Source organism: Polaromonas sp. (genome assembly GCF_029945895.1).
Lineage (GTDB): Bacteria > Pseudomonadota > Gammaproteobacteria > Burkholderiales > Burkholderiaceae_C > Polaromonas.
On record NZ_JAQSDL010000046.1, the window covers coordinates 16,529 to 40,177 of the forward strand.

The following is a 23,649-nucleotide window of genomic DNA, read 5'->3' on the forward strand; positions in this document are numbered from 1 at the left end:
ACATGAGTCAGACCCTCTCCGCCGCCACCCTGCTGGCCGTTCCCCTCGCACCCCTGGCCGGCTCGCTGCTGGCCGGCATTTTCGGCACCACCTTCGGTGGCAACTGGATAGGCCGGCGCCTGTCGCACACGCTGACCATCGCCGGTGTGCTGGTGGCCTTCATCATCTCGGCCATGACACTCAAGAGTGTCGCGATCGACGGTGCGCGGTTCAATGAAACCCTTTACACCTGGATGGTCGTTGGCGGCCTGAAGATGGAAGTCGGCTTCCTCGTGGACGGCTTGACGGCCATGATGATGTGTGTCGTGACCTTTGTCTCGCTGATGGTGCACATCTACACCATCGGCTACATGGAAGAAGACGAAGGCTACAACCGCTTTTTCGCCTACATCTCGCTGTTCACCTTCTCCATGCTGATGCTGGTGATGAGCAACAACCTGCTGCAGCTGTTCTTCGGCTGGGAGGCCGTGGGCCTGGTGTCTTACCTCCTGATCGGATTCTGGTTCAACAAGCCGACAGCCATCTTCGCCAACATGAAGGCCTTCCTGGTCAACCGCGTCGGCGACTTTGGTTTCATCCTCGGCATCGGCCTGCTGGCGGCCTATGCCGGCACGCTCAATTACACCGAGGTGTTCGCCAAGTCGGGCGACATAGCCAAGCTCGGCTTCCCTGGCACCGACTGGATGCTGATCACCGTGATCTGCATCTGCCTGTTCATCGGCGCCATGGGCAAATCGGCCCAGTTTCCGCTGCATGTCTGGCTGCCCGACTCCATGGAAGGCCCGACGCCGATTTCCGCGCTGATCCACGCCGCCACCATGGTCACGGCCGGCATCTTCATGGTGGCCCGCATGTCGCCGCTGTTCGAGCTGAGCGACACCGCGCTGAGCTTCATCATGGTGATAGGCGCCATCACGGCCCTGTTCATGGGTTTCCTGGGCATCATCCAGAACGACATCAAGCGCGTGGTGGCCTATTCAACCCTGTCGCAACTCGGCTACATGACGGTGGCGCTGGGCGCCTCGGCCTACTCGGTGGCCGTCTTCCACCTGATGACCCACGCCTTCTTCAAGGCGCTGCTGTTCCTGGCGGCGGGTTCCGTCATCATGGGTGTGCACCACAACCAGGACATTCGCTGGATGGGCGGCCTGCGCAAGTACATGCCCATCACCTGGATCACCGCGCTGCTTGGCTCGTTGGCCCTGATCGGTACGCCGCTGTTTGCTGGTTTTTACTCCAAGGACAGCATCATCGAGGCAGTGCATGCAAGCCATTTGCCCGGCGCGGGGTTTGCCTATTTCGCGGTGCTCGCCGGCGTGTTCGTCACGGCTTTTTATTCCTTCCGCATGTATTTCCTGGTGTTTCACGGCAAGGAACGGTTTGACCAGAACCCCGATGCGCACCACGACGACGACCATGGCCATGACGCGCATCACGGATCGCACGCACCGCACGAGTCGCCCTGGGTGGTGACCGCGCCGCTGGTTCTGCTCGCCATCCCTTCGGTGGTCATCGGTTTCATGAGCATTGACGCCATGCTGTTTGGCGACTTCCTGAAAGACGCCATCATCGTCAATGCCGAAAAACACCCGGCCATGGCCGAACTCGCGGAAATGTTCCATGGCCCGGCGCAAATGGCCTTGCATGGACTCATGACCGCACCGTTCTGGCTGGCACTTGCCGGTGTGGCCATGGCGTATTACATGTACATGGTCAACCCGGCCCTGCCGGCGGCCATCAAGCGCCGTGTCGAGCCCCTTTACACGCTGCTCGAAAACAAGTACTACCTGGACTGGTTCAATGAGAACGTTCTCGCACGTGGTGCACGCGCCCTGGGTGTGGGCCTGTGGAAGGGCGGCGATGAGAAGCTGATCGACGGCGCGCTGGTCAACGGTTCCTGGAAACTGGTCGGCTGGGTCTCGGGTGTGGTGCGCAAGGTGCAGACCGGCTACATCTACCACTACGCGCTGGCCATGATCGTCGGCATCTTCATCCTGGTCAGCTATTTCTCGACCTGGCCGATGATCAAAGAACTGCTCAGCAAATAAGCGACAAGGGGAATAATAAAAATGGGATTGTTGAGCCTTGCCATCTGGACGCCGATCTTTTTCGGCGTCATCCTGCTGGCCCTCGGACGTGACGACCAGGCGCGCAGCGTGCGCTGGATCGCGCTGATCGGTGCCATCGTCAGTTTCCTTGTGACCCTTCCCCTGTACGGCGGTTTCGAAATCGGCACGTCGGCGATGCAGTTTGTCGAGAAGGCCTCGTGGATTGAGCGTTTCAACATCAACTACCACCTTGGCGTGGACGGCATCTCCCTGTGGTTTGTGTTGCTGACGGCTTTCATCAACGTCGTGGTTGTCATCGCCAGCTGGGAGTCGATCACCAGCCGCGTCAACCAGTACATGGCCGCCTTCCTGATCCTCAGCGGCCTGATGATTGGTGTGTTCGCAGCGCTCGACGGCATGCTGTTTTACGTGTTCTTTGAAGCCACGCTGATCCCGATGTATCTGATCATCGGCGTCTGGGGCGGCCCAAGGAAGATTTACGCCGCCTTCAAGTTCTTTCTGTACACGCTGCTTGGCTCATTGCTCATGTTGGTCGCGCTGATCTTCCTGTACGTCAAATCGGGTGGCAGTTTTGACCTTGCTGCCTGGTACAAGCTGCCTTTGGGCGCCACCGCGCAGACCTTGCTGTTCTTCGCTTTCCTGGCGGCGTTTGCCGTGAAGGTGCCGATGTGGCCGGTCCACACCTGGCTGCCCGACGTGCACGTCGAGGCGCCTACCGGCGGCTCGGCGGTGCTGGCAGCCATCATGCTCAAGCTTGGCGCTTATGGCTTCCTGCGGTTTTCGCTGCCGATTGCCCCTGACGCTGCGCGCGAATGGGCCGGCCTCATGATTGCCCTGTCGCTGATCGCCGTGATTTACGTCGGCCTGGTGGCCATGGTCCAGCGGGACATGAAAAAACTGGTGGCTTATTCGTCGGTGGCGCACATGGGTTTTGTCACCCTGGGCTTTTTCATCTTCAACGACATCGGCGTGTCCGGCGGCATTGTGCAGATGATTGCGCACGGCTTTGTCTCCGCCGCCATGTTCCTGTGTATTGGCGTGTTGTACGACCGTGTGCATTCGCGCGAAATCGCCAGCTACGGCGGCGTGGTCAACACCATGCCCAAGTTCACGGCCTTTGCCCTGCTGTTTGCGATGGCCAACTGCGGCCTGCCCGCCACGGCCGGATTTGTCGGCGAATGGATGGTCATCCTGGGTGCGGTCAGGTTCAACTTCTGGATTGGCGCGGCCGCCGCGTCGGCATTGATTTTCGGCGCGGCCTACACACTGTGGATGTTCAAGCGCGTCTACCTCGGACCGGTCGCCAACGACGATGTCAAAGGCCTGACCGACATCAACAGCCGCGAATTCCTGATGCTGGCCCTGCTCGCCATTGCCGTGTTGTTCATGGGTGTCTATCCCAAGCCCTTCACCGACGTGATGGACAGCTCGGTCATCGACCTGCTCAAACACGTCGCGGCTTCCAAACTGCAATAAGCAACCATTTCAAAGAATCCAGATGATTGACAAACTCAGTTGGCTCTCGGTCTACCCGGAAATCGTGCTCCTGGTCATGGCCTGCGTGATCGCACTGGTCGACCTCGGCGTGAAAAGTCCGCAGCGTACCCTGACTTATGTGCTGACCCTGCTGACGCTGGCTGCCGTGGCTGCACTGGAGGCCGTGTACGCCGTCAAGGGCAACACCTTCTACGGCTTCGGCAACATGGTGGTGAGCGACCCCATGGGCAACTGGCTCAAGTGTTTCGCCTCGATCGCGATGATGGTCACCCTGGTGTATGGCCGTGCTTATGCGGCAGACCGTGACATGCTGCGCGGCGGTGAGTTGTTCACGCTGGGCCTGTTTGCCCTGCTCGGCATTTTCGTGATGGTCTCCGGCAACAACTTCCTGGTGCTCTACATGGGCCTGGAACTGATGACGCTGTCCAGCTACGCCCTGGTGGCGCTGCGCCGCGACAATGCAACGGCGACCGAAGCCGCGATGAAATACTTTGTGCTCAGTGCCATGGCCTCGGGCTTCCTGCTTTACGGCCTGTCCATGATGTATGGCGCCACCGGTTCGCTGGACGTCAATGAGGTTTACCGGGCCATTGCCAGCCGCCAGGTGAACCACCAGGTGCTGGTGTTCGGCCTGGTGTTCATCGTGGCCGGCCTGGCTTTCAAGCTCGGTGCCGTGCCGTTTCACATGTGGCTGCCCGACGTGTACCAGGGCGCCCCCACGGCCATCACGCTGCTGATTGGTGCGGCACCGCAGTTTGCCGCCTTTGCCATCTGCATCCGCCTGCTGGTGCAAGGCCTGTTGCCGCTGGCCATCGACTGGCAGCAGATGCTGGCGCTGATGGCGATCGGTTCCCTGCTGGTGGGAAATCTGGCGGCGGTGGCACAGACCAACCTCAAGCGCATGCTGGCGTTCTCCACCATCTCGCAAATGGGTTTCCTGCTGCTGGCGCTGCTGGCCGCTGTGGTTCCCGGCAGGCCGCTCAATGCCGAATACGCCTACGGCGCGGCCATGTTCTACGTTGTCACCTATGTGCTGACCACACTCGCGGTGTTCGGCATCATCCTGCTGCTGGCGCGCGCCGGCCACGAGTCCGAGGAAATCACTGACCTGGCCGGCCTGAACCAGCGCAGCCCGCTGTTTGCCGGCGTCATGGCCATCAGCATGTTCTCGCTGGCCGGTGTGCCGCCTGTGGTTGGTTTCTACGCGAAACTTGGGGTGCTGCAGGCGCTGGTGTCCTCGCAGCAGACCAGCTACATCGTGCTGGCGGTTTTTGCGGTGCTGATGTCACTGGTAGGTGCTTTCTATTACCTGCGTGTCGTCAAGGTGATGTATTTTGATGCACCCAACGTCGGCATGCCCATGGCCATCGTGGCCCCGCTTGACGCCCGCGTGGTGCTGTCCATCAACGGCGCGCTGGTACTGCTGCTGGGCGTCATGCCCGGCGGCCTGATGACGCTTTGTCAGCAGGCGATTGCCAGCGTTGTGAAGTCCCTCGGGGCATGAACCAGACTGTCTCGGTATGGCTGGTGGTGGCGCTGGCCCTGCTGGCCGCCAATTTGCCTTTCATCAGCAACCGCGTGCTGCTGGTTTACCTGCTGAAGAACCCCAAGAACCTGGCAGTGCGTCTTGCCGAGATGGTGTTCTGGTATTTCGTGGTGGGTGGTATCGCGCTGCTGCTGGAACAGCGCGCCGGACAGATTGCGCCGCAAGGCTGGGAGTTCTACGCGATCACCGCCACCCTGTTCATCACCTTTGCCTTTCCGGGCTTCGTGTTTCGTTACCTGTTCAAACATCGTTGAACGCGGCGTCCGTCCGGTCCTCCGACATGCCTGTGCATCCCGCCGAGCCGAATGATCCGGCCGACAGCCATCTGATCGAGCACAAGGTCCACAGCCAGGAGCTGTTGCACGGCCATTTCCTCCACGCTTTTCGCGACACGGTCCGCTTGCCGGACGGGCGCGAAGCGTCGCGTGAATATGTGCGCCATCCGGGCGCGGTCATGATCATTGCCCAGCTCGCCGACGGCCGCCTGGTGCTGGAGCGCCAATACCGCTACCCGGTGCAGGCCGTGATGCTGGAGTTTCCCGCCGGCAAACTCGATGCCGGCGAGCAACCGCTGGCCTGCGCGCAACGCGAGTTGCTGGAGGAAACCGGTTACAGCGCGGCTTCCTGGGCCCATGCGGGTGTGATGCACCCGGTGATTTCCTACTCGACCGAGTTCATCGACATCTGGTTTGCCAGAAACCTGACCCTGGGGGAGCGCAAGCTCGACGCGGGCGAGTTTCTCGACGTGTTCACCGCCACGCCGGCCGAACTGCTGCAATGGTGCCGCGACGGCCGTGTCACCGACGGCAAGACACTGACCGGCGCCTTGTGGCTGCAGAACGTGCTGTCGGGTGCATGGGCTTTGGACTGGCAGACCGCCGCGCCCTGGGCGTCAGGCCGATAATCTCCCCATGAAAGTCCTCAACCTGCAGTGTTCGCACCAGCACGCCTTTGAGGGCTGGTTTGCGTCGGAAGATGATTTTCAAAGTCAGCTGGCGCGCGGACTCGTGAGCTGTCCGCTGTGCGCCGACCCGGTCGTACGGAAAATGCCCAGCGCCCCCCGGCTCAATCTGGGCGGCGCGGGCGGGGATCCGGCAGCGGCTTCACCTTCGCGTGAGCTGTCCGTGCCTGCGGCCGCGCCGGCCGGCGGCCCGGTGCATGAGGTGATGGCTGGCGCCGCTAGCCCGGCCGTGCAGGCCGAGTTTCTGAAGGCCTTGCGCCACGTGATGGCCAACACCGAGGACGTCGGTGAACGTTTCGCCGACGAGGCGCGTGCCATGTTTTACGGCGACGCCGAGCAGCGCAGCATCCGCGGCCAGGCCAGCCGGGCGGAAGCGGTCGAGTTGCTGGAGGAGGGCATTGACGTGATGCCTTTGCCTGCGGCCATCAACGAAACGCTGCAGTAGACAGAGTGCCCCCCCCCGGTTGCTCACTGCGTGTAGCTTCCTGCCTCCCGAGGGGGCCGCTACGCCGGCGGCCTGGCGAAGCCAGACCCGCGGTCCCTGCGTGACTTGGGCGCCAGAAGTAGTGGTCTGCTGATCAAGGATACAGACCGCGCAGCTCGCGGGTATGCAGAATGCGTTTGCAGGCGACGATAAACGTCGCGGTGCGCAGGCTGACCTTGTGGTCCTGCGCCACCTGCCAGACGCCGGCGAAGGCTTCCTTCATGATGCGCACCAGGCGCGCGTTGATTTCGGCTTCGTCCCAGAAGAAGCTCGAAAAATCCTGCACCCATTCGAAATAACTGACGGTCACACCGCCAGCGTTGGCAATCACGTCGGGCAGCACCAGCACATTGCGGTCCTGCAGGATGTCGTCGGCTTCAGGGGTGGTGGGCCCATTGGCGCCTTCGATGATCATGCGTGCCTTGATGCGCCCGGCATTGTCCCTGGTGATCTGCTGCTCCAGGGCGGCGGGGATCAGGATCTCGCAGTCGACTTCCCAGAACTTGTCATCGGCCAAGGTTTCGGCGCCGGCGAACCCGCCCACGCTGCCGGTCTCGGCCACGTGTTTCAGCAGCGAGGGCACATCAAGCCCGGCTTCACGGTAAATTGTGCCGCCGTGGTCCTGCACGGCCACAATGCGCGCGCCGGCTTCGGCAAACAGCTTGCCGGCCACGCCGCCCACATTGCCAAAACCCTGCACCGCCACGCGGGCGGTCGCGATGTCCAGGCCGATGTGTCTGGCGGCTTCGGCGCCGACGGTGAACACGCCGCGGCCGGTGGCTTCGCGCCGGCCCAGCGAGCCGCCCAGGTCCACCGGCTTGCCGGTGACCACGCCGGTGGCTGTAGAGCCGGTGTTCATCGAGTAGGTGTCCATCATCCAGGCCATGATCTGCTCATTGGTATTCACGTCGGGCGCGGGGATGTCCTTGTTCGGGCCGATGATGATGCCGATCTCGCTGGTGTAGCGGCGCGTCATGCGCTCAAGCTCGCCGCGCGAGAGCTTTTTCGGGTCCACGCGGATGCCGCCCTTGGCGCCGCCGTAGGGCACGTTGACCGCGGCGTTCTTGATCGACATCCAGGCCGACAGCGCCATCACCTCCGACAGGGTCACATCCTGGTGAAAACGCACACCGCCCTTGCCGGGGCCGCGCGAGACGTTGTGCTGCACGCGGTAACCTTCAAAATGCGCCACCGTGCCGTCGTCCATGTGGATGGGCACATCCACAATCAGGATGCGCTTGGGACGCTTGAGCGTCTCGGCCCAGCGCGCCAGGCTGCCCAGGTGCGGAATCACGCGGTCAACCTGCTGCAGGTAATTGCCCCAGGGGCCGAGCTTGTCGGCCTGCAGGTAGGAGGGCAGGGGGTGCAAAAGGGCGGGCGCACCGGGGGCGCCCGGGGTGTGGGCGGGGCTGGAAGCTTGCGACATCAAAAACTCCTGGTGGAAGATCAATGCGCAGAGCTTAGGCTCGCCGTGTCCAACTGTCCAAGGCCGGGTTGATGGGTTGTTATGCATAAAACGCATAACTGAGAGTCCGGGTTTGAACGCCCTGGTTCCGCAGCCCAGGCCATCTGCGCCATGCCCAGGGAAATGCACGGCCTCAGGCGTTGAACTGGAGCGCGGCCAGCCGCGCATAGATCCCGCCGCGGCTCACCAGCTCAGCGTGGGTGCCTTGCTCCACCAAGCGGCCGTGGTCCAGCACCAGGATGCGGTCAGCCTTCTGCACGGTGGCCAGGCGGTGCGCCACCACCAGCGTGGTGCGGCCCTGCATGGCCGACTCCAGCGCCGCCTGCACCATGCGTTCGCTCTCGGCGTCGAGCGCGCTGGTAGCCTCGTCGAGCAGCAGCAGGGGCGGGTTCTTGAGCATGGCGCGTGCAATCGCAATGCGCTGGCGCTGCCCGCCCGACAGGCGCACGCCGCGCTCGCCGAGAAAGGTGTCGTAGCCTTCGGGCAGGGCCAGGATGAACTCATGCGCAAAGGCCGCCTGCGCCGCCGCCCGGACGGCCTCGTCGCTCGCGCCGGGCTTGCCGTAGCGGATGTTCTCCAGCGCGCTGGTCGAGAAAATCACCGCGTCCTGCGGCACGATGCCGATGCGCTGGCGCAGGTCGTGCAGCGCCAGGTCACGTGTGGCCACGCCGTCGAGCTCGATGCGGCCCGACGCCGGGTCGTAAAAACGCAGCAGCAACTGGAACACCGTGCTTTTGCCCGCGCCGCTGGGCCCGACGATGGCCACGGTTTCGCCGGGCGCCACGTTCAGCGAGAAGTCGCTCAGCGCCGCTTGCAGGGGGCGCGACGGATAGTGAAAATTCACTGCTTCGAATTTGATAGCGCTTCCCGCCCGCACCACGGGGGCTGGCACCGGATTTGAGGGTGATGTCACGGGGGAGCGGGTTTCCAGCAGCTCCATCAGCCGCTCGGTGGCGCCGGCGGCGCGCAGCAGGTCGCCATACACCTCGCCCAGCACCGCGGTGGCGCTGGCCAGGATGATCACGTACACCACCGTCTGGCCCAGGTGACCGGCGGTGATGTCGCCGCGCATCACCGCCTGTGTGCCGCTGTACAGGCCCCACAGCAGCGCTGCCGAGGTGGCGATGATGATGAAGGCCACCAGCACCGAACGTGCGGCGGTGCGGCGCACGGCGGTGTTGAACGCGTCGGTGGTGGACTGGTCGAAGCGCGCGGCCTCGCGCGCCTCGGCGGTGTAGCTTTGCACCACGGGAATGGCGTTGAGCACCTCTGCCGCAATCGCACTGGAGTCGGCCACCCGGTCCTGGCTGGCGCGCGAGAGCTTGCGCACGCGCCGGCCGAACCACGCCGACGGCACAACGATCAGCACCAGTCCGCCCAGCACCTGCACCATCAGGTAGGGGTTGGTCACCACCAGCATGCCCAGCGCGCCTATGCCCATCACGGCGTTGCGCAGGCCCATGCTGAGCGACGAGCCCACCACCGTCTGCACCAGCGTGGTGTCGCCGGTCAGGCGCGAGAGCACTTCGCCAGTCTGCGTGGTTTCAAAAAACTCCGGGCTTTGCCGCACCACGTGGGCATACACCGCGTTGCGCAGGTCGGCCGTGACGCGTTCGCCGAGCCAGCTGACCATGTAGAAGCGGCCGGCTGAAAACAGGCCCAGCGCCGCCGCCACCGCAAACAGCTCGAAAAAATGGGTGCGCAGCGCCATCAGCTGTGCGCCTTTGTCGCCTGCACCCAGGCCGCCGTCGATCAGGCCGCGCAGCGCCAGCGGAAACACCAGCGTCGCGACCGCCGCCATGACCAGAAAAAAGATGGCCAGGCCGATGCGGCCGCGGTAAGGGCGCAAAAAGGGCATCAGGCCGGAGAGGGAGCGCGGCGAGCCCTTGGGCGCGTCGGAGGGGGGGATAGTAGCCATGGCCCTAGTTTAGTCACTAAAGCGGTAACAAGCTGCCTGTACAAACAAAGCCTTGACATTAAATGCCTAGGCATGTAATAATTGCAACCATGAAATCCGAAAAACCAGCCACCGAGACAGTGACAGTGCCGCCGGCGTCGTTTTACCGGGCGCAGGGCTACCTCGCGCAGGAAAGCGTGGGTTACCTGATGCGCCGCATCGTCAATCACCTGGCCCAGGAGGTTGAACGCCGCATGGAGCCCAACGGCCTGACCAACGCCCAATGGGTGCCGCTGCTCAAGTTGCAGCAGGGGCAGGCCAGCTCTGTCGCCGAACTTGCCCGCACCTGTGACCTTGACGCCGGCGCCATGACACGCCTGCTCGACCGTCTTGAAACCAAGGGCCTGTGCCGCCGCGTGCGCTCCAGCGAAGACCGCCGGGTTGTCAACCTCGAGTTGACGCAAGAGGGCAGTGAGGCCGCCAAGGCCATTCCCGCCGTGCTCAGCACCATCCAGAACGAGTGTCTGGCCGGGTTCTCCAAGGAAGAGTGGGAATCCCTCAAGGGTTACCTGCGTCGCATTCTCGACACCGCCCAATCCCTGCATCCATCGGCTGAAAAAAATGACAAGTGAAATCAATACGCTCAAGGACCCCGGTGCGTCCGGCCCGCGCCCGCTGCCGGTATGGCAAGCCTCGTTTCGCATGGCCGTGGTCAGCGCGGCCGGACTGATTGCCGCCGGCCTGATGGCGACCGGCCTCAGCGGTTGCGCCGACATGTCCGGCATTCACCCGCAGGCCAGCCTGCGCGATGTTTCCACCCTCGGACTGGCCGCTGCGTCTGCGACGCCTGCCGCGGCCGCTGTCGCCGCGCCTGCCGGCGTGGCCACCGAATGGTGGCGCGACTTTGGCGACGAGCAACTCAATGCCCTGGTCGCGCAGGCGCTGCAGAACAACCCCAGCCTCAAGCTGGCGCAGGCGCGGCTGGCACGGGCGCAGGCCGTCACCGAGGTCGCCGATGCAGCCACCTTGCCGCAGCTCAATGGCCAGGTCGATCTGACGCGCCAGAAGTACAGCGCCAACGGCGCCGTGCCGCCGCCTCTGGCCGGCTCCATCCGCGAAAGCGGCACGGCCCAGCTCAGCGCCAGCTGGGAGATCGACTTTTTTGGCAAATACAGTGCCGCGCTCGAAGCCGCCCTGGGCAGTGCACGCGCCGCCCAGGCCGATGCCGACGCCGCCCGCGTGTTGCTGGCCAGCCAAGTGGCGCGCAGCTATTTCCAGCTCGCGCGTACGCAGGAGCAATTGACGGTGGCACGCCGCACGCTGGCACAGCGCCAGGAAACACTGGCACTGGTTCAGGACCGCGTCAACGCCGGGCTGGACACCCAGCTCGAGCTGCGCCAGAGCGAAGGCGGCCTGCCCGAGGCGCGCCTGCAGATCGAAACCCTGCAGGAGCAGCTGGCGCTGGGCCGCAACGCGCTGGGCGCCCTGATTGGGCAACCCGATGGGGCTCTGGCCCTTGTTCCGCCTGCGCTGCCAGCTATAAAAAAAGTAGCAATGCCGGCACAGCTGCCAGCCGACCTGCTGGGCCGCCGGGCTGACGTCGCCGCGGCGCGCTGGCGTGTCGAGGCCGCCTCCAAGGACGTGGCCAGTGCCAAAACCCAGTTCTACCCCAACGTCAACCTGGTCGCCTTCGCCGGCTTTTCCAGCATCGGCCTGGGTCGCCTGTTCGATGCCGGCAGCCAGCAGTGGGGCGTGGGCCCGGCGCTGCGTCTGCCGATTTTTGACGCTGGCCGTCTGCGTGCCAACCTGCGCGGCAAAACCGCCGACCTTGACGGCGCGGTTGAAAGTTACAACGCTGCCGTGATCGACGCCGTGCGCGACGTGGCCGACCAGGTGGCCTCCGCCCAGTCCATCACACGTCAGCAGACCGAACAGCGCGCCGCGCAGGAGGCCGCCGAGGGCGCCTACGACATTGCCGTGCAGCGTTACAAGGCCGGTCTGGGCAACTACCTGCATGTGCTGACGGCTGAGAGCAGTGTGCTGAACCAGCGCCGCCTGGCGGTGGACCTGGCCGCGCGGGCGCTCGACACCCAGGTGGGCCTGGCCCGCGCGCTGGGCGGTGGGTACACCGCTGCCCCCGCCCCGGCCGTTGCTCTTCGCTGACCCCGGTCCCGCACCGACCTTCCGCATCGCCCATTTTTTTCAAGAGCCATCACATGAACGCAGATCAAAACCAGGCCCCGTCTTCGCCGGCACCGGCCGCCGCGCCCGCACCCGCACCCGAGAGTGCCTCGACCTACCGCCCCGCAGGCAATGCGACCCGCAGGAAAGCGCTGACCGCGCTGGCCAGCGTCGTCGTGGTGGCCGGCCTGGGTTGGGCTGTGTATGAATACCTGGTGGCCAGCCACTATGAATCCACCGACAACGCCTACGTGCAGGGCAACGTGATCCAGATCACCCCGCAAATCGGCGGCACCGTCATGGCCATCATGGCCGACGACACCGATTTTGTGAAAGCCGGTCAGCCGCTGGTGCAGCTCGATCCGGCCGATGCCAAGGTTGCGCTGGAGCAGGCCGATGCCGCGCTGGCGCAGGCCGTGCGACAGGTGCGCACGCTGTACGCCAACAACGGCTCGCTGGCCGCGCAGATCACCTTGCGCCAGTCGGACGTCGCCCGCGCGCAAAGCGAGATCGCGCGTGCCAACGACGACCTGAACCGGCGCCAGGCCTTGAGCGGCAACGGTGCGGTGTCGCGCGAAGAACTCAACCATGCCCAGACCCAGCTGGCCAACGCCAAAAGCACCCTGGCTGCCGCCCAGGCCGGTGTGCTGGCCGCGCGTGAACAACTCACCAGCAACCAGGCGCTGACCGACGGCACCAGCGTCGAGCAGCACCCCAGCGTGCAACTGGCCGCTGCCAAGGTGCGCGAGGCCTGGCTTGCCACGCAGCGCGCCGCCATGCCCGCGCCGGTCGATGGTTATGTGGCCAAACGCACGGTGCAACTGGGCCAGCGCGTGGCTGCCGGTACACCCATGATGTCCATCATCCCGCTCAGGCAGGTCTGGGTCGACGCCAACTTCAAGGAAGTTCAGCTGCGCAACATCCGCATCGGCCAGCCCGTCAAACTGACTGCTGACCTCTACGGCAAGAAAGTGGAATACAAAGGCTCGGTGGCCGGCCTGGGCGTGGGCACGGGCGCCGCCTTTGCCTTGCTGCCGGCCCAAAACGCGACCGGCAACTGGATCAAGGTGGTGCAGCGCGTACCGGTACGCATCGCGCTTGACCCGCAGCAGCTGGCCGCCAGCCCGCTGCGTGTGGGTCTGTCCATGGACGCCGAGATCGACATCAGCAACAAGGACGGCAAGATGCTGGCCGATGCACCGCGCACGGCAGCCGCCTCCCAGACCCAGGTCTATGCCTCGCTGGACAGCGGCGCCAACGCCGAGGTGCGCCGGGTGATTGCCGCCAACATCGGCCGCGGCCGCGCCGCCGCAGGCAAGCCGGCGGCTGACGCCCCGGTGAGCGCCGCGCCGGCCCTGGCCGCCGCGCCTGCAGCCGCCATCGCGCACTGAGCATGGCCAGCGCCCCCACGCATGTAGCGCACGAGCCGCTCACGGGGTCCGCGCGGACCTGGGGCACGATTGCCCTGTCCGCCGCCACCTTCATGAACGTGCTGGACACCTCGATTGCCAACGTCTCGCTGCCGGCCATCGCCGGTGACCTGGGGGTCAGCCCCAACCAGGGCACCTGGGTCATCACCAGCTTTGCCGTCGCCAACGCGATTGCCGTACCGCTGACCGGCTGGCTGTCGCAGCGTTTTGGCCAGGTGCGCCTGTTTGTCGGCAGCGTCATCCTGTTTGTCATTGCCTCGTGGCTGTGTGGCCTGGCGCCCAACATGACCACGCTGATCGCCTTTCGCGCGTTGCAGGGGTTTGTCGCCGGGCCCATGATTCCGCTGTCGCAGTCGCTGCTGCTGGCCAGTTACCCGCGTGCGCTGGCGGGGCTGGCGATGGCGATGTGGGCGATGACCACGCTGGTCGCGCCCGTCATGGGGCCGCTGCTGGGCGGGTGGATCACCGACAACATCTCGTGGCCCTGGATCTTCTACATCAACATTCCCGTCGGCATTGCTGCGGCGCTGGCTTCGTGGGCGCTGTACCACAAGCGCGAAAGTGTCACCCGCAAGCTGCCGATTGACACCGTGGGGCTGGCCTTGCTGGTGCTGTGGATAGGCGCGCTGCAGATCATGCTGGACCTGGGCAAGGAAAACGACTGGTTCCATTCGCCCCTGATCATCGGGCTGGCGGTGACGGCCGCCGTGGGTTTTGCTTTCTTCCTGATCTGGGAACTGACGGACGAGCACCCGGTGGTCGAGCTGCGCCTGTTTGCACGCCGCAATTTCTGGGCCGGCACCATCACCACCTCGGTGGCCTACGGCCTGTTTTTCGGCAACGTGGTGCTGCTGCCGCTGTGGCTACAGCAGTTCATGGGCTACACCGCCACCGACGCCGGCATGATCATGGCGCCGGTGGGCCTGCTGGCGCTGGTGCTCTCGCCGCTGGTGGGGAAAACCGTCGGCCGGGTGGACCCGCGCCGTTATGCCACCTTCGCCTTCATGGTGTTCGGGCTGGTGCTGTGGATGCGCTCGAACTTCAACACCCAGGCCGACTTCGGAACGATTTTGATCCCGACCCTCATCCAGGGCGTGGCGATGGCCTTTTTCTTCATTCCATTGATGACCATCACCATGTCCGGCCTGTCGCCGGACCGCATGCCGGCGGCCTCGGGCCTGACCAACTTCGTGCGTATCACGGCCGGCGCCATGGGCACCTCGATTGCCACCACGCTGTGGGAAAGCCGCGCCGCGCTGCACCACGCGCAGCTGGCGGAAACCGTCAACGCCGGCAGCACCGCGGCGCAGGCGGCGCTGTCGGGGCTCACCGCGTCGGGCCTCACGACCGAACAGGCGCTGGCGCAGATCAACCGGCTGGTGGACCAGCAGGCCTTCATGCTGGCTGCCAACGACATCTTCTGGATCTCGTCCATGCTTTTCCTGGCCCTGATTCCGCTGGTCTGGCTCACCCATCCGCAAAAAGCCGTGACCGGTGGGCTGGACGCGGCGGCCGGCGCGCATTAAGGCTTTCGTTTCGCGCTGGGCAGCCAGGGGGCCGGTCCGGCGCCGCCGCCCATTTCTCCAGCTTGTTTTAAATCAAGCCTTCCGCCCCTGATCGGCTCACAATGAACGACGCAGTTTCACCGGACGCAGCGTCCGGGTTGTCGGGCTGCAGGGGAGCGGCACCGGGCCGCGCAACACTTGAAGGATGAACACATGCTGAAAAACAAGGTAGCACTCGTCACCGGTGCGTCGTCGGGCATTGGCCGTGCCATTGCGCTGGTCTGGGCGCGTGAGCGTGCCCGGGTGGTGGTGTCGGACATCAACGAACAGGCCGGCGAGGAAACGGCCTCGCTGGTGCGGGCGCTGGGCGGTGACGCCGTGTTTGTGGCGGCCGACGTCGGCAAGCCCCAGGACGGCGAGGCGCTGGTGGCGCGCACCCTGGCGCTGCACGGCCGGCTCGACATCGCCTGCAACAACGCCGGCATAGGCGGCCCGCAGGCCCCGACCGCCGACTACCCGCTGGACGGCTGGGCCCAGGTCATCAATATCAATCTGTCGGGCGTGTTCTACGGCATGAAATACCAGATTGCCGCCATGCTCAAAACCGGGGGTGGCTCCATCATCAACGTGGCCTCCATCCTCGGCGCTGTCGGTTTTGCCGGCGCCCCGGCCTACACCGCCGCCAAACACGGCGTGCTGGGGCTGACCAAAGCGGCCGCGCTCGAATACAGCGCACACGGCGTGCGTGTCAACGCGGTCGGGCCGGGCTTCATCCACACCCCCATGATCAGCGGCCTGGAAGACGACCCTGCCATCAACGCCATGCTGGTCGGTGCCCATCCGATAGGGCGCCTGGGCCGCGCCGAGGAAGTGGCTGAGCTGGTGGCCTGGTTGTCCTCGGACAAGGCTTCTTTTGTGACCGGTTCCTACTATCCGGTTGACGGTGGCTACCTGGCGCGCTGAAATCATCGACTCTTTGCTATTTATTCGATAGCTGTCCGCGCTTGACAGGAAAGGGCTACAGGCCTGAAAGGCTTGAAGTTCCGGCGTGATGCCGGGTGTGCGCCCGCAGCCACCTGGCCATTCCGTGCGCGACCCGTCAGGCAGCTCACGCCGGGCGGCCGGCCTTGTTATCCTCGGACGTTGCTGCCGGGTCCCATGCCCGCACGGCGCAGCTTCACAGGAAAATTCACATGCCAAAAAACGCCGGCTCACTCAAGGCCGTTCTCTATGCGCTGGGCGCCAACGGCGGCATTGCGCTGGCCAAGGCGGTGGCCGCTTTTTTCACCGGCAGCGGCGCCATGCTGGCCGAGGCCCTGCACAGCTTTGCGGATTGCGCCAACCAGGTCCTGCTGCTCGTCGGCATGCGGCAGGCGAAGCAGGCACCGACACTGGACCACCCCATGGGTTACGGCCGCGTCGTTTACTTCTGGTCCATGATGGTCGGCGTCCTTCTTTTCAGCATCGGCGGCCTGTTTTCAGTCTGGCACGGGAGCCGGGCACTGCTGCACCCCGAACCCGTGAAGTACCTGCTGCCCTCCCTGGGCGTGCTGCTGGTCGCCATGGTCCTTGAAACCGTCAGCCTGCGCGGCGCCTTGCAAGCCCTGGCGCCGGAACGCGGCGACAAGAGCCTGTGGCGCTGGTTTCGCGAGACGCGGCAATCGGAACTGCTGGTGATTGCCGGTGAGGACATTGCAGCCCTCGCCGGACTGAGCCTGGCCTTTGTCGCGCTGCTGCTGACGGCCCTCACGGGAAACCCGATTTTTGATGCCCTGGGTTCGATCGCGGTCGGGCTGCTGCTGATCGGCGTCTCGTTCGCCGTCACCATCGAGGTCAAAAGCCTCATCACCGGCGAGTCCGCATCGCCCGAGATGCGCACCGCCATCACCGAGTTCGTCGCCGCCCAGCCGGAGGTGGAGCGCATCGTCAACCTGATCACTTTCCAGCTGGGTGACGAGATCGCCGTCGCGGTCAAGGCAAAAATGGTCGCGATGCCCAGCGCCGAGGCGCTGGTTTCTGCCATTGACGACGTGGAAGAGCGGATGCAGGCCCGTTTTCCGGGTCTGCGCTGGTCATTCTTCGAGCCCGATGCCGGCAAACCGGAAGCGACATCGGCTGGCCTGTGACAGCTTGCTTTCCCCTTCACGAAGCCTGGACGTCAACCACCACCTTGCCCGCTGTGCGACCCGACGCCACCAGCGCATGCGCCTCACCGGCGGTGTCGAACCCGAAACGATGCGGGTCCAGCAGCGGCATGAGCTTGCCCGCCTCAACCAGGGCCGCGGCTTCGGCCAGAATCCGGCCATGGTGGGTCCGGCCTTGCCCGGTGATCATCGGGATCAGCGTGAACACGCCAGAGTAGGTGCCGGCGCGGAAAGAAAGCGGTGCCAGTTTGTGGGTGCCCCAGCCCAGGCAGCTCACCACATGCCCGCCGTACATGCGCACGAGTTCGAATGACGCGTCCAGCACCGGGCCGCCCACGGTGTCGTACACCACGTCGAAACCCTGCCCGGTCGTGTGCAGGGCCACATAGTCCGCCGGCCCGGTTTTTTCATAGTCGATCGCGACGGCCCCATAAGCTTCGATCACGTCTTTCTGGGCGGCCGCTCCGGTAGCGAAAACCTCAGCGCCTTTGGCCACGGCCAACTGAACGACGACGTGCCCGACACCACCGGCACCGCCTTGGACCAGCACCTTCTGGCCAGGCTGGACCTGGGCTCTGTCGACAAGCCCTTCCCAGGCCGTGATCACGCTGAGCGGGAGGGCGGCTGCCTCGCGCATGGTCAGGTTGTGGGGTTTTTTTGCGAGCAGCCTGGCGTCGACCGCTGCGTATTCCGCGAGCGACCCCTGCAGGCCTCCCACGCCTCCGGTCAGTCCGTACACGTCGTCGCCCACCTTGAATGCCGTCACACCGGCGCCTACCGCCTCGACCGTGCCGGCCAGATCCATCCCCAGGACGGCCGGCAAGGGGTGCCGGGCATGCGCCGCGTTGCCGGAACGAATCTTCGTGTCCAGCGGGTTGACGCCGCTGGCCATGATCCGCACCAGGACCTGGCCGGGGCCAGCCAGAGGCTTGGCAATCTCTGTGAGTTTGAAGGGCGCCTGGTGGGTCTCGAGCACCAAAGCCTGCATGGTCGTTGTCATGGTCGCACTCCTGAATGAGTAAACAAGTTAATGAGCAAATAGATGGACTGCGCAAGGGGCAGACCAGAAGCGAATATTGGTCCGTGCATCAATGAATTGCAAACAACAACTTTGACATTTATCCATGCAATTTTGTATAGTGCGGCATGGAGTGGAGCGACCTCAGGATTTTTCTTGCCATTGCGCGCGCCGGCACCCTTGCCGGCGCGGCGAAGCGCATTGGCCAGACGCAGCCCACCATGGGGCGCAGGCTGAAAACCCTCGAGGCCGCCGTCGGCGATGCCCTGTTTCAGCGGACCCGGGAAGGTTTTGTGTTGACGCCCGAGGGGGCAGTGATGCTTGCCCACGCGGAGCGTATCGAGGAGGAGGTGCTGGGACTCGAGAGGAAACTGTCAGGACGCGATGCTGGCCTGGAGGGTTTGATACGCATCTCCTCGTCGGACTGGTTCGGTGTCCACATGTTGACACCTGTCTTCGCGAACTTCAGCAAAAAGCATCCCGGGGTCACCATTGAACTCATCACGGACGCCCGCCTGTTCAGCCTTTCACGAAGGGAGGCTGACATGGTGTTCCGCATCCGGCCGTTTGAGGAGGCGGACATCGTGCAACGCAAGCTGATGCACATGCCCTATGGCCTGTACGCGGCGCGCAGCGCCAGGATTCCACGCAACCACCAGGGCCAGGGCCTTGCGCTGGTGACCATGGATACCGCCTTCGGTGGCCTGCCGGATGTCACCTGGCTGCAGCGCATGCTGCCGCACGCCCATACCGTATTCGGCAGCAACAACCGCGAGGCTCAGGCGCGGATGTGCGCCGCCGGCATCGGTTTGGCCGTGCTTCCCCGCCCCCTGGGCGACGCGACCCCCGGCCTCAAGTTGCTGGACCTCGGCGAAGCGCCACCCGGCCGCGATGTGTGGGTGGGGTATCACCGCGACCTGCGTCGCCTGGCGAGACTCAAGGCCTTGCTGGATATGGCCGTGGACATGCTCGGAACATAGCGCCGCCTTCGCCTGTTGTCCGGCCTGGCCGGGCCGGCTACGCCCGTGACAGCCGTCGTGCCGTTTGCACCTTGGCACCCGGCAGATTGGCGCTGACCAGCGCCGCGGCCAGAGTGACGAGCCACGAGTAATACACCCACACCAGGAAAGCCAGCAAAGGCGCGAAGGCGCCATAAACCGTGCGGTAGGTGGGCACGTTGGCGAGGTAAATCGCGAAGCCGTGTTTGCCCAGTTCAAACGCCATGCCGGCCAGCAGGCCGCCCGCGACTGCATCGCGCCAGCGCACCACGGTATGCGGCACAAAGCGGAACAGGCAGGCGAAGCCGGCGACACTCAGAACCACCGGCCCCAGATTCAGGGCATGCGGCAGCCAGGCCGGTCGCGTTCCCACCAGCCCGCTGGAGGCAGCCAGAAGATAGGACGCGGCCCACAGGCTCGCACCGATGATCACCGGGCCGGTGAGCAGCATGGCAAGGTACAGGGCCAGCCGGCGCAGCACGGTGCGCGGCTTCTTCACCCGCCATATCCGGTTGAGCGTGTTCTCCACGCTCAGGAGCAGGCTCAAGGCCGACACCAGCAGCACCGCGAAGCCCACCTGGGTGAGGCCACCGGCATTGCCCGCGAACTGCGCCAGGTGTTTCAGCACCGTCCTGGCGATATCAGCCGGCAGCAGGCCGCGCAGCAGGTGCTCGCGAATCGCTTCTCCGGTTGCGCGCAAGGCCGGAGTCCGCGCGAACAGGGCAAAACTCACCGCCAGCAGCGGCACCATGGACACGGCCATCGTGAAGGTGAGGCCACCCGCCGCCTGGGCCAGGCGTTCCTCCCGGCCGCGCCGGAGGATGCGGCTGATGAGGTGGCCCTGGTTTCGGCTGGCTCGGCTTTCAGTGGTCATGGCAGCAATATAGCCACGTCCTTCCGGTTTTTGGCCCCGGCGTGGGGGAAATGATGAAAACATGCACGCGCCAACGCGGCATCCGAACGACAAAGGGAAGAAGTCAGCCAGCTCATGCAGCCAAGCGGGGCGCGTCCACCCAGGCATCCACCAGCGCCTCGATCTGGCGCAGCGCCTGTGCGGTCGAGGTGGCCAGCGCGTCGCCACCTTCCTCCTCATGTTCCACGGCAATCACGTGCACATCCGTGATGCCGATAAAACCGAGTACTGTCCGCAACGCGGTGTCGGCGTGGTTCATCGCAGCCTGCGCGCCGCCGGCATCAAAACCGTGGCTGCCGCGCGCGGTCAGCACCACGGCCCGGCGTGGCTTGTCTGCCAGCAGCGGAATGTAGGGGTCGGTCCGCGCCGGGTCCACGTCGAAGGTCAGGGCAATGCGCACGATGCCATCCACCCAGGCTTTCAAAGGCGCGGGCATGCCGAAGTTGTACATGGGCATACCGATGACCACCAGCTCCGCCTCCTGGAGTTCACGCACCAGCGCGTCGCTCTCCTTCAGCGCGGCACGCTGGGCCGGCGTGCGCTGCGTCTCGGGTGTGAAGGCAGCAGGAATCCATTCGTGCTGCACTGGACGGGGTGGAGTCGCGCCCAGATCACGGTACACCACCTCGTCGCCGGGGTGGGTGTGCAGCCAGCGGGTGACAAAGGCGTGGCTCAGGCGACGGCTGTGGGAGCCGTGGGGATGTTCGCCCGCGCGGCCCGGCCGTGCGCTGGAGTCGATATGCAAGAGGGTGGTCATGGGGATCGCTTTCGGATGAGTTGAAATCAGTTGTTTGAACAGGGTACAGGCAAATTTAAACAGTGATAAGCTTCCCGACAACTGACCATTTCTTGTCACTTTGGAAAATTTTTCTCATCTATGACTGCGCGTGACCTGCCTCCGCTTTCCGCGCTGCGTGCGTTTGAAGCCGCGGCCCGCCATCGCAGCGCCAAACGTGCGGCCGATGAACTGTCGGTGACCCCCACCGCCATCAGCCACCAGTTGCGTTCGCTGGAAGACTGGCTGGCGGTGCCTCTGTTCATCCGCAAGCCCAGACAACTCGAACTCACTGCGGCGGGGCGCGAACTGCTGGGTGAGATAGGCAGTGCTTTTGATGTCATGACCGGCGCGGTGGCTCGCCTTCGTGCCGTATCCCGACGCCGGCACGTGACGCTGTCAACCACGCCGGCGGTGGCATCGCGCTGGCTGCTGCCCCACGTGGGCCGCCTGCGCGAGCAGCACCCTGAACTGGACCTGCACATCCATGTGACACACGAGCCGGTGCCGCTCGACGGGCACAGCGCGGACATCGCCATCCGTTATGGCAGTGGGCGCTGGCCGGGGCTGGTGGCGCACAAATTGTTCGACAACCATTTTGTGCCGGCGTGCAGCCCGGCGCTCAAGCTCAAGCGGGCGCAGGATCTGCCGCGTCACGGTCTGCTGCATTTTTTGTCGTGCCACGCCAGAAGCGCGCCCATCGGCTGGGCAGAGTGGCAAAAGCTGGCTCAGGTACGCGGGCTGGACCCTTGCGTGGGCCCCGTGTTCTCGGACGAGACGCACACGGTGTCCGCCGCACTCGCCGGCCAGGGGGTGGCGCTGATGAGCCGTGCGCTCATCGCCGACGAACTGCGGCAGGGCTCGCTGGTGTGCCCGTTCGGGCCCGAACTGGTGGGCGAGCCTTTCCACCTGGTGTATCCCGAGGCACAACGGAACCACGCGGCGATCGGGGCTGTCAGGCAGTGGGTTCTGCAGTTGCTGCCGTTGCTGCCGGCCTAGTCCAGCCAGGTGCGCAGGAGTTGCGCGCAAGGACCGGAGTCCGTGCGAACAGGGCAAAACTCACCGCCGGCAGCGGCACCATGGACACGGCCATCGTGAAGGTGAGACCACCCGCCGCCTGGGCCAGGCGTTCTTCCCGGCCGCGCCGGAGGATGCGGCTGACGAGGTGGCCCCGGTTTCGGCTTGCAGTGGTCATGGCAGCAATATAGCCACGTCCTTCACGTTTGGGCCTGACGGCAGGGGAAATGTGGAAGCCCGCATGCTCAATCGCGGCATCCGCACGACAAGTCCAGCCGACGTTGACACTGCCCTGACCGGCCCGGCGGGTAGACCGATCCTGATGCAATCCTGATGCGGCAGGTGGTACGCTGGCTGCAGCATGAATACCCTGGGAACATCGCAAAGCGGCAGCCCTTCAGTTCGCAGCTGGCTCGTCGTGGTTTTGCTGCTGGCGGCAGCCACAGGAGTCGGGCTGGTGCTTTACAGCTACGTGACGCTGACCAGCCTGGCCATGGTGTATGTGCTGGCGGTGGTGATTGCGGCCTACCGGCTGGGCTGGATCGAGTCGACGGTGTGCGCGGTGGGGGCGGTCACGACGCTGAATTTCTTTTTTATTCCACCGCGCTGGACGTTCGAAGTTGACAACCGGGAGAACCTGATCGCACTGGCCACCATGCTGGTGCTTGCCCTGGTCATCAGCCGGCTGGCCACGGGGCTGCGCCGCGAGACACGGCTCGCCCGCCTCAATGAGCGGCGCGCGCGCCAGTTGCAGGCCCTGGCCACGACGCTTGCCGGTGTCAACTCCCGGGAAGAGGTGCTGACGGTGGGCCGGGCGACCCTGGGCGCCGCCTTTGCCGGACCCTGCTTCCTGATGCTCGCAACGGCCGGCAACGAGCTGGAGCACTCCGAGGGGCTGGATGCTTCCGTGCGCGATGGCATGCGGCAATGCATGGCCGACGCGGCGCTGCTGGGGCCGGGCACCGGGCGCTGGCCGGGCCTGAATGCCTGGTATCTGCCTCTGGGCGAAAAAGGCCGCGTGACGGGGGCCGCCTGTGTGCAGCCGGCCCTGGCCAGGGACGAAGACGGCCGCCAGCATGCGCAGGCGCTGTGTTCCTTGCTGGCGCAAGCCGTGTGGCGCCTTCGGCTGACCGCGTCCATGCTCGCTGCGCAAGGCGAGGCGCAGCAGCAGCAATTGCAAAGCACTTTTCTGGCGGCGATCTCGCACGACTTGCGTACGCCGCTGGCCGCGATTGTGGGGGCAGCTTCTTCATTGCAGACGCAGCGCGACAAGCTCAGCCCTGCCGAGCAGGACCGCCTGCTCGGCAGCATTGCCGGCGAGGCCGCCTATCTGTCCGCGGTGACCGAGAACACCCTGCAACTCGTGCGCCTGGGCAGTTCGGCGCAGGAGCTTCGGCGCGACTGGGAGTCCATGGAAGAAATTGTCGGCGCGGTGCTGGCGCGGGTGCGTCAGCGCGACCCGGGGCGGCGCATCCGGTCCAGGGTGCCCGAAGGACTGCCGCTGGTCAAGGCCGATCCGGTGCTGCTCGCGCAGTTGCTTGGCAACCTGCTCGACAACGCGCTCCAGTACAGCGAGGACGCGATTGATCTGACGGTGAGCGCCGACCGCGGCGAGCTTGTGGTCTCGGTCAAGGACCGCGGCCAAGGCATTCCCGACGCCGAGCAGCAAAGCATTTTTGAACCCTACGCCCGCGGTGACCAGGCGGGTCCGCGCGGCGCCGGCCTGGGTCTGGCGGTGTGCCGGGCCAT

At 64.9% G+C, this 23,649-nt stretch carries 20 protein-coding genes; 15 read left to right on the forward strand and 5 right to left on the reverse strand.

The features are described from left to right. The first annotated feature begins 2 nt into the window (after positions 1-2). The 6 genes from nuoL to PSV33_RS06815 are packed head-to-tail and all read left to right on the forward strand — an operon-like array spanning position 3 to position 6,518. Positions 3-2,048 carry an NADH-quinone oxidoreductase subunit L gene (nuoL, locus tag PSV33_RS06790; RefSeq protein WP_300560082.1) on the forward strand — a complete coding sequence of 682 codons (2,046 nt, stop codon included), beginning with the start codon at positions 3-5 and terminating at the stop codon, positions 2,046-2,048. Between the two features lie 21 nt (positions 2,049-2,069). Beyond that, positions 2,070-3,545 (forward strand): NADH-quinone oxidoreductase subunit M, encoded by a 1,476-nt coding sequence (locus PSV33_RS06795; RefSeq protein WP_300560083.1) that lies wholly within the window; start codon positions 2,070-2,072, stop codon positions 3,543-3,545. A gap of 22 nt (positions 3,546-3,567) precedes the next feature. Beyond that, the gene (gene nuoN, locus PSV33_RS06800; RefSeq protein WP_300560085.1) at positions 3,568-5,070 is read left to right on the forward strand and encodes an NADH-quinone oxidoreductase subunit NuoN; all 1,503 of its coding nucleotides are present in this window, start codon (positions 3,568-3,570) and stop codon (positions 5,068-5,070) included. Then, the gene (locus tag PSV33_RS06805; RefSeq protein WP_300560086.1) at positions 5,067-5,366 is read left to right on the forward strand and encodes a DUF2818 family protein; all 300 of its coding nucleotides are present in this window, start codon (positions 5,067-5,069) and stop codon (positions 5,364-5,366) included. Before nuoN ends, PSV33_RS06805 begins: the two co-directional genes overlap by 4 nt. A gap of 26 nt (positions 5,367-5,392) precedes the next feature. Beyond that, the gene (locus PSV33_RS06810) at positions 5,393-6,016 is read left to right on the forward strand and encodes an NUDIX hydrolase (protein ID WP_300560088.1); all 624 of its coding nucleotides are present in this window, start codon (positions 5,393-5,395) and stop codon (positions 6,014-6,016) included. Positions 6,017-6,023: 7 nt separating this feature from the next. Further along, positions 6,024-6,518, forward strand: coding sequence for a DUF1178 family protein (locus PSV33_RS06815; protein WP_300560090.1), 495 nt, complete (start codon positions 6,024-6,026; stop codon positions 6,516-6,518). Between the two features lie 133 nt (positions 6,519-6,651). Here PSV33_RS06815 and PSV33_RS06820 read toward each other — a convergent pair whose 3' ends face one another. Beyond that, entirely contained in the window at positions 6,652-7,983 is a 1,332-nt protein-coding gene (locus PSV33_RS06820) for a Glu/Leu/Phe/Val dehydrogenase (protein WP_300560092.1), read from the reverse strand. 172 nt (positions 7,984-8,155) lie between these two features. Continuing rightward, positions 8,156-9,940: an ABC transporter transmembrane domain-containing protein gene (locus PSV33_RS06825; protein ID WP_300560094.1), complete on the reverse strand. Its 1,785-nt coding sequence runs from the start codon at positions 9,938-9,940 to the stop codon at positions 8,156-8,158. Positions 9,941-10,029: 89 nt separating this feature from the next. Here PSV33_RS06825 and PSV33_RS06830 point away from each other — a divergent pair, with 89 nt between their 5' ends. The 6 genes from PSV33_RS06830 (at position 10,030) to PSV33_RS06855 (ending at position 17,161) form a co-directional block, all read left to right on the forward strand. Beyond that, the gene (locus tag PSV33_RS06830) at positions 10,030-10,551 is read left to right on the forward strand and encodes a MarR family transcriptional regulator (protein ID WP_300560096.1); all 522 of its coding nucleotides are present in this window, start codon (positions 10,030-10,032) and stop codon (positions 10,549-10,551) included. Between the two features lie 70 nt (positions 10,552-10,621). After that, a complete protein-coding gene (locus PSV33_RS06835) occupies positions 10,622-12,082 on the forward strand; it encodes an efflux transporter outer membrane subunit (RefSeq protein WP_300560116.1) in 1,461 nt (486 codons plus the stop codon). A gap of 53 nt (positions 12,083-12,135) precedes the next feature. After that, positions 12,136-13,491, forward strand: a complete 1,356-nt coding sequence (locus PSV33_RS06840; RefSeq protein ID WP_300560098.1) for an efflux RND transporter periplasmic adaptor subunit — start codon at positions 12,136-12,138, stop codon at positions 13,489-13,491. 2 nt (positions 13,492-13,493) lie between these two features. After that, on the forward strand, positions 13,494-15,056 hold the full coding sequence (locus PSV33_RS06845; RefSeq protein ID WP_300560100.1) for a DHA2 family efflux MFS transporter permease subunit: 1,563 nt from the start codon (positions 13,494-13,496) through the stop codon (positions 15,054-15,056). 192 nt (positions 15,057-15,248) lie between these two features. Then, positions 15,249-15,998 carry an SDR family oxidoreductase gene (locus PSV33_RS06850; RefSeq protein WP_300560102.1) on the forward strand — a complete coding sequence of 250 codons (750 nt, stop codon included), beginning with the start codon at positions 15,249-15,251 and terminating at the stop codon, positions 15,996-15,998. A gap of 230 nt (positions 15,999-16,228) precedes the next feature. Next, entirely contained in the window at positions 16,229-17,161 is a 933-nt protein-coding gene (locus tag PSV33_RS06855; RefSeq protein WP_300560104.1) for a cation diffusion facilitator family transporter, read from the forward strand. A 16-nt stretch (positions 17,162-17,177) separates the two neighbouring features. Here the strand turns inward: PSV33_RS06855 and PSV33_RS06860 are convergent, their stop codons facing one another. Next, positions 17,178-18,179 (reverse strand): zinc-dependent alcohol dehydrogenase family protein, encoded by a 1,002-nt coding sequence (locus PSV33_RS06860; protein WP_300560106.1) that lies wholly within the window; start codon positions 18,177-18,179, stop codon positions 17,178-17,180. Between the two features lie 146 nt (positions 18,180-18,325). On the opposite strand from PSV33_RS06860, the gene PSV33_RS06865 reads away from it, so the two are divergent. Continuing rightward, positions 18,326-19,177: a LysR family transcriptional regulator gene (locus tag PSV33_RS06865; protein ID WP_300560107.1), complete on the forward strand. Its 852-nt coding sequence runs from the start codon at positions 18,326-18,328 to the stop codon at positions 19,175-19,177. Positions 19,178-19,214: 37 nt separating this feature from the next. Here the strand turns inward: PSV33_RS06865 and PSV33_RS06870 are convergent, their stop codons facing one another. Both PSV33_RS06870 and PSV33_RS06875 read right to left on the reverse strand, forming a co-directional pair. Next, positions 19,215-20,069: a YhjD/YihY/BrkB family envelope integrity protein gene (locus PSV33_RS06870; RefSeq protein ID WP_300560109.1), complete on the reverse strand. Its 855-nt coding sequence runs from the start codon at positions 20,067-20,069 to the stop codon at positions 19,215-19,217. 112 nt (positions 20,070-20,181) lie between these two features. Beyond that, positions 20,182-20,865, reverse strand: a complete 684-nt coding sequence (locus PSV33_RS06875; protein ID WP_300560111.1) for an NAD(P)H-dependent oxidoreductase — start codon at positions 20,863-20,865, stop codon at positions 20,182-20,184. Positions 20,866-20,985: 120 nt separating this feature from the next. On the opposite strand from PSV33_RS06875, the gene PSV33_RS06880 reads away from it, so the two are divergent. Next, positions 20,986-21,882, forward strand: a complete 897-nt coding sequence (locus PSV33_RS06880) for a LysR substrate-binding domain-containing protein (RefSeq protein WP_300560113.1) — start codon at positions 20,986-20,988, stop codon at positions 21,880-21,882. 379 nt (positions 21,883-22,261) lie between these two features. Further along, positions 22,262-23,649 (forward strand): DUF4118 domain-containing protein (locus PSV33_RS06885; RefSeq protein ID WP_300560115.1); only part of this gene is annotated, 1,388 nt, incomplete at its 3' end.

What these genes read in the sequence shown, in the direction of transcription:
- PSV33_RS06875 (WP_300560111.1), bottom strand. Translation starts at nt 20,865, where the DNA reads ATGACCACCCTCTTGCATATCGACTCCAGCGCACGGCCGGGCCGCGCG.
- PSV33_RS06840 (WP_300560098.1), top strand. Translation starts at nt 12,136, where the DNA reads ATGAACGCAGATCAAAACCAGGCCCCGTCTTCGCCGGCACCGGCCGCC.
- nuoL (WP_300560082.1), top strand. Translation starts at nt 3, where the DNA reads ATGAGTCAGACCCTCTCCGCCGCCACCCTGCTGGCCGTTCCCCTCGCA.
- PSV33_RS06805 (WP_300560086.1), top strand. Translation starts at nt 5,067, where the DNA reads ATGAACCAGACTGTCTCGGTATGGCTGGTGGTGGCGCTGGCCCTGCTG.
- PSV33_RS06845 (WP_300560100.1), top strand. Translation starts at nt 13,494, where the DNA reads ATGGCCAGCGCCCCCACGCATGTAGCGCACGAGCCGCTCACGGGGTCC.
- PSV33_RS06825 (WP_300560094.1), bottom strand. Translation starts at nt 9,940, where the DNA reads ATGGCTACTATCCCCCCCTCCGACGCGCCCAAGGGCTCGCCGCGCTCC.
- PSV33_RS06850 (WP_300560102.1), top strand. Translation starts at nt 15,249, where the DNA reads ATGCTGAAAAACAAGGTAGCACTCGTCACCGGTGCGTCGTCGGGCATT.
- PSV33_RS06810 (WP_300560088.1), top strand. Translation starts at nt 5,393, where the DNA reads ATGCCTGTGCATCCCGCCGAGCCGAATGATCCGGCCGACAGCCATCTG.
- PSV33_RS06795 (WP_300560083.1), top strand. Translation starts at nt 2,070, where the DNA reads ATGGGATTGTTGAGCCTTGCCATCTGGACGCCGATCTTTTTCGGCGTC.
- PSV33_RS06835 (WP_300560116.1), top strand. Translation starts at nt 10,622, where the DNA reads ATGGCCGTGGTCAGCGCGGCCGGACTGATTGCCGCCGGCCTGATGGCG.
- PSV33_RS06855 (WP_300560104.1), top strand. Translation starts at nt 16,229, where the DNA reads ATGCCAAAAAACGCCGGCTCACTCAAGGCCGTTCTCTATGCGCTGGGC.
- nuoN (WP_300560085.1), top strand. Translation starts at nt 3,568, where the DNA reads ATGATTGACAAACTCAGTTGGCTCTCGGTCTACCCGGAAATCGTGCTC.
- PSV33_RS06880 (WP_300560113.1), top strand. Translation starts at nt 20,986, where the DNA reads ATGACTGCGCGTGACCTGCCTCCGCTTTCCGCGCTGCGTGCGTTTGAA.
- PSV33_RS06830 (WP_300560096.1), top strand. Translation starts at nt 10,030, where the DNA reads ATGAAATCCGAAAAACCAGCCACCGAGACAGTGACAGTGCCGCCGGCG.
- PSV33_RS06815 (WP_300560090.1), top strand. Translation starts at nt 6,024, where the DNA reads ATGAAAGTCCTCAACCTGCAGTGTTCGCACCAGCACGCCTTTGAGGGC.
- PSV33_RS06860 (WP_300560106.1), bottom strand. Translation starts at nt 18,179, where the DNA reads ATGACAACGACCATGCAGGCTTTGGTGCTCGAGACCCACCAGGCGCCC.
- PSV33_RS06865 (WP_300560107.1), top strand. Translation starts at nt 18,326, where the DNA reads ATGGAGTGGAGCGACCTCAGGATTTTTCTTGCCATTGCGCGCGCCGGC.
- PSV33_RS06870 (WP_300560109.1), bottom strand. Translation starts at nt 20,069, where the DNA reads ATGACCACTGAAAGCCGAGCCAGCCGAAACCAGGGCCACCTCATCAGC.
- PSV33_RS06820 (WP_300560092.1), bottom strand. Translation starts at nt 7,983, where the DNA reads ATGTCGCAAGCTTCCAGCCCCGCCCACACCCCGGGCGCCCCCGGTGCG.